We start from the raw sequence: 12608 nt of genomic DNA, 5'->3' as shown, positions 1-12608 counted from the left end.
TTCCCTTTACTTCAGCAAAGTTCAAAACAACCTTGATTGCAACAGCAATCGTGAGATTTGATCAATCGATAGATTTTCTTCCAGTTTAGAGGAATAGGGACAAGTTCGAATGCCGTTTTCCTGAGAAATTTGCTTGGTTCTGGGTCGAATACAGAACATATCTTCATGTTCCACAGCATACATGGCTTCATCTTCCGTCATCAGTTCTTCGTACATTTTTTCACCAGGACGAAGGCCGGTGGTTTTAATCGTAATGGTTTGCGGGTCAAGATTCAGTTCCTGGCAATAGTGATGAATGGCTGCTTTTGCCAGATCTCCCAGTTTGACAGAGGGCATTTTTAGCACAAAAATTTCCCCACCCCTGGCTATTTCACAGGCTTTTCGGATGAGGGTGACTGCTTCTTGCAGGTGCATGAAGAACCGGGTCATTTCAGGCTCAGTGACAGTAATGATTCGCTCTCTTTGAATTTGATCTTTCCAGAGGGGCAACACAGACCCCCGGGAGTCAAGGACATTACCAAAGCGAACGGCGGCAAAAATGGTCTGATCCTGACCTTTGGAATAGTCTGCGGAAGAAATGAGTCGCTCTGCCAACAGCTTGGTGGCCCCCATGGTATTGGTGGGGGCGACAGCTTTATCGCTGCTGGTGTAGATCACCCGTTTCACTTTGTTTTTCAGGGCACACTCAATGACGTTTTGGGTGCCCATCACATTGGTTTTGACTGCTTCAAAAGGGTTGTATTCACAGGCGGGCACATGCTTGAGAGCGGCCAGGTCAAAGACGATGTCAATGCCATTCATGGCCCGGTCTAGACGGGCTTCATCCCGCACATCCCCCAACAGAAACCGCAGATTATTATGCGTTTTCATATGATGTGTCAGTTCTTCCTGGAGAAGAAACTGTTTGAATTCATCGCGACTGTAAATACGCACTACTCGTGGGGAATCTTTGAGAATACTGCGGAGGAGCGCTTGCCCCACAGTGCCGGTACCGCCGATGATGAGAATGTTTTTATCTCTAAACATTGCTTCACGTCCTTAATTGAATGATACTGAAAAAGAAAGCACTTGCAGTGTCTCTTGCTTCAAATCTTCCTGTGCAATCTCAAGGTGAGATCCCAGACTGCTTTCTGCCTTCCTCAAGGCTGTTATGTAGTGACCAAAGACATCGTGGGTCGTTTTCACTTTTACAATTAACTCTTCTTCACGACTAATGCGTTTTAACTGCCGTGCAAATTCTTCGTGATGGGTGCGAATGATGGGCAGGAGACAATAAGTGGCATATGGATTCTTGTCAACACTGACCAGCCACCGGTCAATTCGGTTAAAGATGGCTTTTCGACTGTCATCCGATTCCGTTTCTTCGGCCAGCACGCTCATTGTCTCAAGCATATGAGTCATCTCATCCAAAAGTGTGATCAGCCGTTTCCTTTCCTTTTGAATCTTGATGAGTTGTTCCTCAAATCTGTCATGGTCGTAGGAGCTACTTTGATTGGGTAAGAGGCTTCTTTTCGTGATGGGAGCACTTAGTTCTTTTTCCATCAAATCTCGCAGCTGGATGAACGCTGCCCCTTCAATGTGAGCTCCCTGCCGGGTGGTATTGATCACCTGCATACTCTGAAAACGATTGATGAGGATTTCGATATTTTCCTTCATATACAGAAAACCTTCGTTGGTTTCGATGTGGTGACCGTCAACACTAAGCGTCGTCATTTTACCCTCTTTAATGAGCTCTTTCTCTCGAGCTTCCCCCACCGCTCCATCTGCATAAGCCTTTTGATCGCGAAAGGCCAGATTTTGCCCCACTAATATTATCGGCGAAAAACCAAGGTAATTGAGGAGTTGCAACATCACACCCACCACCGTGGCAGAGTCAAGAATAAGGGGAGCATTGCCTAATTCCCGCTGTTTAGGACTCAAAAACCAGGGGCTGGTTTTATCCTGATTCACCAGAAAATGCGCTGCTGGTCCCGGAAAAAGATCGACAGTTTCGTGTCCCACACAGCTGCCAAAAAGAAGGGGAATGTGATTAAGATTCATTTGACGAATAAGATTAAAGACATTGTAATTGGTGCTCTGGGGATCATAGCTGACCACTGCATCCGGTTCAATTCCCTGCATCAAAAGCGTTTTGATGGCTGAACCTGCCGAAAAAAGATAGGCAGTTTCGTTTTTTTTGATACTACGCAGATTTTCAATTTCATCCATCAAAGAAGGGCCTGCTGCCACGATGATGGCTGGCTTATGACTGAATTTGCCCTGATGTTCCAAAACATTGGGTGTATTCAACAGGTGGGGCAGGTTTCGAATGCTGTTAATGGCCCACCTGTCTTTATAGGTATTAATCACCCTGACATCCACACGCTTTGACTGAACGGCTTTTTTAAGAGCTTCCTTAAATTGCTGGTAGACTTCTGGATACACCTGCTGGGCACCTGGCAGCACCACCAGTGAAAAATGTCCGTGGGTTTTTTGCAGCACCTGCGCTGCAAAGGAGGCAATGTGCTGCATATCATTTCCCGCATGAATCAGCTTGATCTGATTGAAATGGATTGATTCCAGCTGAAGATGTTCTGCCGACTTGGCCAGCAACACCGGTGAGGGTTCCAAAATAAGTAGTTGCTTGTGGGGATAGTGTTTCAAAATGACCTTTGCCAGGTGTCCCATACCTAACCCAAAAAGAACGAGGTCATCCTGCGCCTCTATGGCCGCCTGCTCTTTTTCCAGAAGGGTCAGCGCCTCCCGCTCTGGATCATATTTACTATGCAGGTATCGTTTGCGCCCTTCCAGAAGCACATAGCAGGTCTTGCCTCCGCTACGGGCGTCTTCAACAACAATGTCTGAAGCATTCTGTGAACGAAGATGTTGCTTCATCAGTCCCATTAACTCAGGATAGTTTGCCTGGATGTGCTGCCACAAACTAATGGGTTTCATCCCGTCGCACCTCGTTTGGAATTTCTGGCAATATGGCAGGAATTGACTGACTCATGGTTTCAAAAATAGGCTTGATTTCATAAGACAGCAAGTCCCCGATCAGTACCGCATCCTGCACTTCCATGGCCCCTGAAAAGTCATCCAGAATTTCTCGGATTCGATAAGCTTCCGCCAGGTAAGGTTGCCATGTTTGGTCAGAAATAATTGGTTTTTGTGTATTCATATGGTCCATGGTTTGAATGGAGTGAATGATCCACTGAACACTTTCAAAGAGCTGGGACAGCTTTGTCCAGGCTTCTGAATCCGGCTCTTTGTAAAAATCATTGGCCAATGGCTCCAACAACGGAATCGCGCCATCAAGATATTCTGCTGTTGAAACCAGCACGTCGTACATCATGGTTTCGGGAAGCACCAGTACCACCTCAATGGATGAGATGGACGCATGTTTCTCCCTGATTTCCCGCTCCCATTCTACGGCTTCATGACCATCAATCTCCACTCTTCTGAATAAATCCGGTTGTTGGTTGATGAAATCGTTTATTTCCCTGATCAATAGATCCGGATGTTCGATTCTCTCAATTTCTTTTTTGGTATGTCCGAAGCAAATCAGCATGTTTTCCCTCCCCTTCCGCTTATAAACTGATTATATCATATGGTTCTAAATTCAACTGTAAAATGAAGCACCTTTAACTCCACCTTTTCCCTGGCTTTTCGGTGCCCCATGATTTCTCCCAGAAGATAATGGTGATCAGTCATTTCATTGATCCTATTGGATAGCAGCCTCTCCAATTCTTCAGATTTTTCAAGGATGGAAAGCACCTTTTCCAGGGAGCAAACCTGTGTGCCTGCAATGTAGGCACCGCCCTCCGTCGCATTCACTACTGTTGTATCGGGCGCCTGCCGAATGCGCTGTTCCATCCAGACGCGATAGGCATTCAGATTTTTAGTGGTCATCACATACTCCGTGACATTTCCCCGGACTTTCAGCAATGTGGCTTCGTGCCGAACCATACCCCTTCCGGCGGCATTGGCATGGGTTTTTCCTGCCTCCAGGGCAAGATCCTGCCCCACCAGTATGATGGGGTTGCATCCCCACCCAATGGCAATGTCCAACGCGGTCGTGGCAACAGAACCCCCAGTTTTTGTCGTTGGAACTTCTTGCTTCAGCGCTTCCTTTTCGGCTTTTGAAAAGCCTTCCTGAAAGGCGATTCCCCGCAGTCCCTGGTGCCTTGCAAACGCCTTCGGATCGCAGGTTGACAGACCGATGAGGGGAATTTCCAACCCAAGGCCTTCCAGTTGTTGTTGATAGACAAAATACTGCCCATCGGTAATGATTACCATGTCTGGCACAACACCTGCAGCGAGCAACGGCTTTACTGCCCGCCCCACGGCAAGAACAAGGCTGTATGGCTGTAATTCTCGAAGCATATGCACGTTTTTATCCAGGGAAGGCCCCGCAGACACCAATACCAATGGAATCTCTTGAAACACATTGTTGAAGATGGCAGCGAAAAAATCTGCATGTTTGATATTTCGTTGGAAATTTTGATCCAGATGATCGCTGCCTCTTCGGATGCTAAAGGATTGGTGCCTGAAACTTTCAAGCAAGATTTTCAGTTCTTTCATCGAGTCAGGAATCGCCTTGACCGAAGCAGGATACAGAAGTAATGTTGACGTTTCATCCTGCAATAATCGTTGGATGCATGCTGCCACTTCTTGAATGGTGGTTTTAAGATGAACCGTTACTTCCCCTGAGCAAAACAGGTTTTTCAAGTTGCGGTGGAAAAAACAAAGGCTCACCAGTTGGCTGTCGGTTTCAATGACTGTCATTTTGGCCTTTGGAACCAGTTGATGAAGTGCCTCTAAATGATACGCAAAGGCAAAACCGAAAATCACATAGTGGCTGCAGCTTGAGCCAATTTGTTCTTTTGCCCAGGCTTCTGCTTCCCGTTCAGGATCGTAGCGACTGTGATAATAGACGCCCTTTTCATTTTGGGGAACAGGAACCCCAGACTTCTTGGATGGTTGTATGGCATATCGGTGCACTTCAGTTTCGATAAATTGAATGCTTTTCAGAAAATGTTCCTTTTCATCAAATGACAAGAAAGTTGTTGCATGCCCGAGATTTTCAGTGAACAATGGATTCATGACATCGCTTCCTTCTCATGCTTCTATGTATGAAAAGAGCCAGAGAGATTCTCTCTGGCTCTTTATGTGTGCTTTGTTGAATACTATCCGAGCAGTTGCAGCACGTTCTGTGGTGCAAAGTTTGCCTGGGCCAGCATGGATGTAGCTGCCTGTGACAAGATGTTCTGCTTGGTGAATTCCATCATTTCTTTCGCCATATCTACGTCACGGATACGGGATTCTGAAGCTTGCAGGTTCTCAGAGACGTTATCCAAGTTTTTGATGGTGTGCTCAAGACGGTTCTGAACGGCACCAAGCTTGGAACGCTCATCGGAAACACTGGTAATAGCTGTGTTGATAGTTGTAATTGCTGCATCTGCAGATGCCTGTGAGCTGATGGAAATACCGGTAGCAGCCGCTGTTCCGGCAACTCCAAGACCAGATGCAGTCATGTTGCCGATTTGCAGAGAAATATTTTGTCCTTCATTGGCACCAATGTGGAATGTGCCGTCAAATCCACCACTCAACAGTTTCTGGGTGTTGAACTCGGTGTTGTTTGCGATACGGGTTAATTCCTGAGCCAGCTGATCGATCTCATTTTGAAGTGAACCACGGTCAACGGTTACGTTGGTATCATTGGCGGACTGAACAGCCAGTTCGCGCATTCTTTGCAGAATAGCGTGGGATTCGTTCAGGGCACCTTCAGCTGTTTGAATCAATGAAATGGAGTCTTGTGCATTTCTGGAAGCCATGTTCAAACCACGGATCTGGCCTCTCATTTTTTCAGAGATGGAAAGACCGGCGGCGTCGTCACCGGCACGGTTGATTCTGAAACCGGATGACAGTTTTTCAGTAGCTTTTGATACGGCATTGTTGTTCAGGCCCAGTTGTCGGTGGGAGTTCATGGCCATCAAGTTATTATTAATTCTCATTGTTTATTCCTCCTTGAATGTTGGTTCCCGCTGCTGCATCCTTGCAGGTTGCGGTAGATGGGTTGATAAGGTATAATGCATGTTTTCCGGCCGGGAAAACGGGTGTTGCAGTACTGCTGATTTGCTTTTCATAACATTTATCGTCTGGTGTGATAGATACTTTAGAGGCTGTATGAAAAAATTTAGAGAAATTTTAATTGAACACAAAACCACCCGTTGCTGCTGGGTGGCTTTGTCTGAAAAAGAACTATTTGGTTTTCATCATATTTTTCAGGGCGTCGGTATCGGCTGAATAACCGGCTGCTTTTTTATTCTCTTCCTGGATTTCCAGATAAACTTCTTTGCGATAGATGTCCACGTCCCGGGGGGCTTTGATGCCGATTTTCACCTTGCCGTCTTCAATGCCCAGCACTTTGATTTCAATGTTGCCGCCCAGAATAATGCTCTCTTCCGGTTTGCGGGTCAGTACCAGCATGATTATCGACCCCCTTCTGCGGGGGTTCCAGAAGCGGCAGCAGCTTTATCTGGTGACGAAGTATCGGCGGCCTTTGCTGCTTCTTCCATGAGTTGTTTGCTGGCTGCCAGCTCTTCTTGCACCAGGTGGCGGGTATGATAGCGGTCGTCTTCCAGCACTACCTGTTTTCCCATAAGGGTGCGGGTGTTGAGAACAATGGGGGCGGTGAGGTTAATGGTCATTTCCTCCACTTTTTCTGGAATGCGGACAATACAGAAGATCTGTACATCTTCCTGTCCCTGTATCGCCAGCTTTTTCACCACATGCTCCGGCAGATCAAAATCGTAATTAAAACGGATGAGGAAAGGATTGGTCACCACAAAGGTGAGGCCCTCCTCCTCAACGGACTGGAGCCAGTGGAAAGGCACTTCTGGCTCAGGATTCTGAACGAGGGCAAAGCGTGTCTTTTCTTCGAACCCGGGAATGCCGTCGGGAAAAGTGAGGATTTTCGCTTCATCAATGGTGATGGTACCAAAATGTTTGGTTTCCAGTTGCATGGGGTGGCCTCCTTGTTATTCGATTCTAGGTATGGAAAACGCGCTATGAATCATATACCCAGTCTTGTCGAACTCTAACTACCGAAGGAAGTCCAGCAGTGTGGGCTGAATGATTCTGGCACCAACTGCCAAAGCTGAACGATAGACGTTTTCTTCGTTCATCAGTTCAATAATCACTTGGGCCATGTCAGCATCTTCAATTTTGGACATGAGGTCACGATAATTCAGAGTGTCATCCTCGATGCGGTTCACAATGAGTTCGACACGGTTGGTTTTGGCGCCCACTTCGGAGCGCACTGTCAGTATGGCATTGATGTGGGCATCGATTAGGTTCAGCATGTTGCTGATATCTTCCTGCTTGCCATCAAGCAGGTTGGCTTCCAGTTTGTCAAACATCTGGAAAAGACCTGCTTTCTGCCCCGCTTCGATGTATCGAATGACGGATGCCCCTTGAATCGCCAATTGATCAGCTCTGGGAGTCACAGATGGCACTGTTCCCGCAAAGTAAGCCTTGTTATGAACAGTACCCGAACGTTCAGGCGCAACGGCCTGAAGGGTGCCGCCCACTGCATTGAACCGGAAACCTTCGACACCGGATCCGCGAATGTCCGATAGTGCCCTCAATGCTGTTTCCACTGCCGGCAAATAATCTGTCGGCGTCTGATCTGCCAGCGGCGCCGCCCCGCCCAGCGTAATCGTGATGCGATTCTTATCCGTTGGCGGGTCTTCAATCTCATAGCCTGCCGGCGCGCTTTCATCTCTCAGAAAAACCACTTCAACGCCGTTAAAGACAATGGTTGGCGGCGTATTTCCTCCAAAAGATGCCTCGGTAATGTCAGCAGTGTAACTCGCTTCCCAAACAGCCGGAGTCGCATACTCATCCACGATGGTGGCGTTTAATGGGATGGCTTTCAGATATTCCACATTGGCACTGACAGTGGGTGGATCTGTTGATGTATCCAGCTCATTGCGCTGCGTCAGTTCAAACCGGTATTCTCCCAAAACAGGGCCGGTGATTTCGCCAATTTCTTTCATCGCTGTTGTGATCAGTTCATCGGCAGAGAGGGCACCCCAGTTGGCACCAACTGTCCATGTACCGTCTGCCTGCTTCTCCGGGCCGTCCCCGTTGCCGTTGACAACAGTGAGTGAAAGACTGCCACTGCCATCCCGGTAGGGCAGTTCCAGTGTCCAGTCTGCTGCGGCATCTGTTGGTGCATACACCACTTCCCGCTCTTCCGCTTCGAAAATTTCAAATCCCAGACTGTTTACCTGTATTTTTTCCCGGGTGCTCATTTCGAAGTCCCATTTATCATCAAGGACATTTGGATCCTGTGATTTCATCAGGTCAACCAGATAATTACCATACTGATCCAGCAGGGGCTGGTCGGTTTTTTTACCGGAAAAAACATTTTTTCCTGAGTAGGTATAGTTGGCCAGGTCGATGAGCTGTTTTCGGATCTCAGAAATTTCCGCATCAATTTTGATGGTTTCTTCCTGGGTGAGGGTTTCGCTGGAAGCCTGCACTGCCAGTTCCCGAACACGTTGCATGCCTTCCAGCATATTGATGAGGGCAGTTTCGGTATTGTCCATGAATGAGTAGGCATCTTCTGCATTTCGCTTGTACTGGTTCATGACACTTATGTCAGTGCGCAGGCGAAGTGATTTTGAAATGCCCAGGGGATCATCAGAAGGCTTATTGATTCGTTTTCCTGTGGAATGTTGAATTTGTTTGTCATTGAGCCGCAGCATGTTACGATTCAGATTCCGCATCATGGTCTGCACCATCATGTTGTTGGTAATGCGCATGGTTGTCCCTCCTTATCTACCCACTAAGCCCAACCGGTTAATGATCACATCCAGCATTTCGTCCATGGTGGTGATCATACGGGCGGAAGCATTATAGGCGTGTTGAAAGCGAACCATATTGGCCAGCTCTTCGTCTGTTGAAACACCGGAGTACCGGGTGCGCTCATTGTCAATTTGCTCGGTCAATATTTGCTGGTTCGCTGTGTTGCGCATGGCTTCCTGAAGGTCAACCCCCAAATTGGCCACAAGGGATTTAATAAAGTCTTCCGGTTTTCCTTCAGAAAACATGCTGTTTTTATTGCGCAGGGCCAGCATATCCATAATGACAGTGGCATCTCCCGGCAGCAGGTCGATGGTGGCTGATGCGGGGATTTTGTTGAGATCCTGCATGTCAAGGGAAACACCGATGTTCTTTGCAGTGATGAGGTGATGCTGGATATTGCCGTCAGCGTCATACATCTCTTCGGAACTTCTTCCGAAAGCGCTGAACAGCAGGTATCCTGCCCCATAGGTGCCATCGGGATCGCCGATGCCGTCCAGCACTTCGCCTTTAAGGCCGTATCCGGTTTTGGCCACTTCATTCATTTCTTTGGCGAAGGTGCGGGCAAACTCGTTGAGCTTGCTGATGTAGTAGGGCAGCCCCTTATTGGTGGCGGTTGACCCGTCACGCAGATCCAGCAGGCCCCGCAGTTCCCCCTGCAGACTGTTGGGGTTGATATAACTGCCGTCAGCCCACTGAATCTTATTAATTTCCAGGTCCACACCCAGCGCTTCAAAAAAAGGGCTCTTTTCTTTGGTGGAGGCATCCAGATGGTAGGAGCGGTCATGATACACCATGGGCTGACCGTTGATTTGCAGCACCATCTTTTTGGGAAGATTCAGTTTTCCGGAAGGATCGTTGGCATCTGACACTTCGACGATATCCACCTTCACATATTCGGAAAGCTGGTCGATGAGCAGGTTGCGCTGGTCACGCAGGTCATTGGCACTGCTGCCGTCAATTTCAAACATGTAGATCTGCTTATTCAGCCGGGCAATCTGGTCAGACAAGGCATTGACGGTGGTGACAGTATTTTGAACATCAAAATTCAGATCCACCACCATTTTTTCCAGCTGATCATAAAGATGAGAAATGGTGGTGGTAACCCCCACTGCCCGATCCAACACCAGGGCCCGATGGGTGAGTTCGTCGGCATTCTGTTCCTTGCTCAGTTCCTGCAGGGCTGAAAAGAACTGGTCGACCACGGTGTTGATGCCTGTGTTGGAGGGTTCATTGAACATGGCCTCCACAAAAGCCAGCCCATTTTGGCGGGTTTGCCAATAAGCCAGGCTGTTGGCTTCATCACGATATCGAAAATCAAGAAACTCATTACGCAGCTGTTTCACTGCCACCATATCAACACCGGTTCCCAGCATTCCCTGGCCGCCCATAACAGACATTGGGTTGGATTGGGTCTGCTCCAGTCGCTGCCGGGTATAGCCCGGGGTATTCACATTGGAAATATTATGCCCGGTAATGTCCAGCGCCCGTTGTGCGGCAAAAAGACCGGACCGGGCTGTGTTAAATCCCAGAAAGGTTGATCGCATGGTTGTCACTCCTTCATTCTCAGATGCTTTTAGTATTTGGCATCAAAGAGCTGTTTCTTTTGCTTCTTCTCTTCATCTGCTTTTCGGTCGTAGGGTGATGTGGTGCTTTCGGAGCGGGTGAAGAGTTCCATATTCAACTGGATAAAATCCAGACCTTGCTGAATCAGTGTTTGATTCAGCTGATTTTTCTCCCCCACCTGGGTGATGAGCAGCCCCAATTGTTCCTGAAGGTCTTGCAGCTCACGCCGGTCGTTTTCTTCCAAAAAAAGAAGAAGGCCGGAAAGGTTTTGGGGTGCCTCTTCGAGCTCCTTCTCTTGGGCAAAATGGGCCAGCAAAGACTGACGGATCTGTTCAAAGCGACTCATTTCGCGGATGAACTGTCGTTCTTGTTCCGTTAGTTTTTCCAGCTCCTGCACATTATTCTGAATCACCAGGCGGGATTTTGCCTCAGCCAGGTGAATAAGTGCCTCATACAGTTTCTGCTCCTGTCTGAGAGCCACTTTCAGCTGTTCAATGGATCGGTTCATTCCATCACCTCTGGTCACCAGTCAACCGTCTTTAGAACAGGCTGCTTCGGTTGGAATCCTGAATCATTTTGGCGGCCACTTCTTCCGGGGTCGCCATTTGGCCCTGTGCCATTTTTGTCTTCACTTCGGCAATGCGATCTTCCCGCACCTCCGGGAGTTTTTGATACGCCTTCATGGCTGTCTGAAATTCCTTCGCTTTTTCAGAAAGCTCGATTTTATCCTGAACGGAAGAAGCTTCGCCAGTCTGGCGGACAGCACCGGGCCGGTTTTTCTGATAGACCTGCAGGGCTTGGATAATTTGTGGGTGATGCTGAATCTTCATAAAGAACACCTCTCCTTTCCGTTTCATCTCTATAAAGACTATCGGAAAAAAGAGGTGTGACTTTAGCATTTTATGAGGTTTTGCCGTAAGATTTCCTGATGACTTGCTGCAACCGCCCTTTATCTTCTGCGGCGGCTCACATCCACATACATGCGTTCGCCTTTTTTTGTCGTTTTGGCTGCTGGCTCTTCCTTCTTTTTAGGCGTGATGGCCGAGCGGAGTTCTGTGGCCATTTCGTGGGCACACTGTTCACAATACTTGCCCGACCGAATGGGCACACTGCAACGCTGGCAGTCCAGTACAAAATTGTTTTCGTCCACAATCTCCAACCGGCCTTCCCGAAGATAAATCAGGATCTGTTTTTCATTTACCCCCGTGGCCTCATGCACTTCTAAAATAGTCGCTCCCGGGTTGTCATACACATATTCCTTCACAATTTTGTAATCGTCATCAGCATCGGTACGGCAACGTCTGCACAGCGGATTCCCGTCTTCCATAAATGCACGGCCGCACTTGGTACAATTGATTAAGCTATTGCTCATGGCAGTTGGCCCCTTTCTTCTTCAAAATCAGTCATTATTCTCACGCTCCCACAGCTACACCCGGTGACTGTCCAGGTCTGCCAGGGCAAAGGCCGCCACTGTCACCGAAATCGGATTCGCTGCCTGGAGCGCCTGTTCACAGGCGTTAATGGTGGCTCCGGTGGTATAGATGTCATCCACCAGCAGCAGCTGTTTTCCTCTCAGCTTTGGAATGGCTTCAGGGTTCAGGACCATACTCCCGGCCAGAGCCTGCTGTCGTTCGGCCCGGCTCAGGCGGTAAAGGGGTGCTGTGGGGCGGCATCGCTTTAATCCCGCTGATTCATAAGAAAATTCTAACACGAATGCCAAGTGTCTGGCAAGTAGGTCTGACTGGTTATATCCACGTTTGCGCTGACGCTGTCGATGAAGGGGCACCGGAAGAATGACCCAGTTTTCTATCGAAACACCTTCCATCGCAGCAGCGTCTTCCAGCCTTTCCCGGATCTGTGCCGCCATGGCCACTGCCATGAGGGGAACCAGATACTGCGCATCATGATATTTCAGGCGGGTGACCAGCTTGCGGGCGCTGGTTTCATAATGGGCAGGAATCCACACCTTTGGCGGAAGCTGATGGGGTTCTGTCCAGGGAAAAGCAGCATAACAGGCATCGCACAAGCCGATGGTTTCCGGTTTCTGATAAACGTCGGGCAAGCCGCATCCCGGGCAGGGATGCAGGGGCGGATAGATAAAGTCAAGTACTGTTGACATCATTTGCCCGGCTCTGGAAAACCAACGGGGCTTTTGCAGGGCACCAGACGGTTCAGGCAATGGGACCACTACA

At 48.5% G+C, this 12608-nt stretch carries 13 protein-coding genes; all 13 read right to left on the bottom strand.

Features of this window, described 5'->3' with window-relative positions; all coding sequences use genetic code 11:
* Positions 1 to 21 precede the first annotated feature (21 nt).
* The 13 genes from QOL74_RS07890 to QOL74_RS07830 all read right to left on the bottom strand — a co-directional run bounded on the left by QOL74_RS07890 (position 22) and on the right by QOL74_RS07830 (position 12604).
* Positions 22 to 1026: a UDP-N-acetylglucosamine 4,6-dehydratase family protein gene (locus QOL74_RS07890; RefSeq protein ID WP_283408913.1), complete on the bottom strand. Its 1005-nt coding sequence runs from the start codon at positions 1024 to 1026 to the stop codon at positions 22 to 24.
* A gap of 12 nt (positions 1027 to 1038) precedes the next feature.
* Positions 1039 to 2934, bottom strand: coding sequence for a motility associated factor glycosyltransferase family protein (locus QOL74_RS07885; RefSeq protein ID WP_283408912.1), 1896 nt, complete (start codon positions 2932 to 2934; stop codon positions 1039 to 1041).
* The gene (locus QOL74_RS07880) at positions 2921 to 3547 is read right to left on the bottom strand and encodes a DUF8042 domain-containing protein (RefSeq protein ID WP_283408911.1); all 627 of its coding nucleotides are present in this window, start codon (positions 3545 to 3547) and stop codon (positions 2921 to 2923) included. The genes QOL74_RS07885 and QOL74_RS07880 overlap by 14 nt, the downstream gene beginning before the upstream one ends.
* Before the next feature lie 35 nt (positions 3548 to 3582).
* Entirely contained in the window at positions 3583 to 5082 is a 1500-nt protein-coding gene (locus tag QOL74_RS07875) for a motility associated factor glycosyltransferase family protein (RefSeq protein ID WP_283408910.1), read from the bottom strand.
* Between the two features lie 83 nt (positions 5083 to 5165).
* Entirely contained in the window at positions 5166 to 5993 is an 828-nt protein-coding gene (locus QOL74_RS07870; RefSeq protein WP_283408909.1) for a flagellin N-terminal helical domain-containing protein, read from the bottom strand.
* Between the two features lie 247 nt (positions 5994 to 6240).
* Entirely contained in the window at positions 6241 to 6468 is a 228-nt protein-coding gene (csrA, locus tag QOL74_RS07865; RefSeq protein ID WP_283408908.1) for a carbon storage regulator CsrA, read from the bottom strand.
* Between the two features lie 2 nt (positions 6469 to 6470).
* Complete coding sequence (gene fliW / locus QOL74_RS07860) at positions 6471 to 7004, bottom strand: flagellar assembly protein FliW (protein WP_283408907.1); 534 nt, start codon at positions 7002 to 7004, stop codon at positions 6471 to 6473.
* A gap of 78 nt (positions 7005 to 7082) precedes the next feature.
* Complete coding sequence (flgL, locus tag QOL74_RS07855) at positions 7083 to 8810, bottom strand: flagellar hook-associated protein FlgL (protein WP_283408906.1); 1728 nt, start codon at positions 8808 to 8810, stop codon at positions 7083 to 7085.
* 12 nt (positions 8811 to 8822) lie between these two features.
* Positions 8823 to 10397: a flagellar hook-associated protein FlgK gene (flgK, locus tag QOL74_RS07850; RefSeq protein WP_283408905.1), complete on the bottom strand. Its 1575-nt coding sequence runs from the start codon at positions 10395 to 10397 to the stop codon at positions 8823 to 8825.
* A 29-nt stretch (positions 10398 to 10426) separates the two neighbouring features.
* Positions 10427 to 10924 (bottom strand): flagellar protein FlgN, encoded by a 498-nt coding sequence (locus QOL74_RS07845; RefSeq protein WP_283408904.1) that lies wholly within the window; start codon positions 10922 to 10924, stop codon positions 10427 to 10429.
* Positions 10925 to 10955: 31 nt separating this feature from the next.
* Positions 10956 to 11246, bottom strand: a complete 291-nt coding sequence (locus QOL74_RS07840) for a flagellar biosynthesis anti-sigma factor FlgM (RefSeq protein WP_283408903.1) — start codon at positions 11244 to 11246, stop codon at positions 10956 to 10958.
* A gap of 119 nt (positions 11247 to 11365) precedes the next feature.
* Positions 11366 to 11788 (bottom strand): TIGR03826 family flagellar region protein, encoded by a 423-nt coding sequence (locus QOL74_RS07835; protein WP_283408902.1) that lies wholly within the window; start codon positions 11786 to 11788, stop codon positions 11366 to 11368.
* A gap of 54 nt (positions 11789 to 11842) precedes the next feature.
* A complete protein-coding gene (locus QOL74_RS07830; RefSeq protein ID WP_283408901.1) occupies positions 11843 to 12604 on the bottom strand; it encodes a ComF family protein in 762 nt (253 codons plus the stop codon).
* Positions 12605 to 12608: the final 4 nt, after the last annotated feature.

The sequence above is a fragment of the Anoxynatronum buryatiense genome (assembly GCF_900182905.1).
Classification (GTDB): Bacteria; Bacillota; Clostridia; order Peptostreptococcales; family Tindalliaceae; genus Anoxynatronum; species Anoxynatronum buryatiense.
The sequence above is the reverse complement of the archived record's forward strand: the minus strand, read 5'-3'. Positions and strand labels throughout refer to the sequence as shown.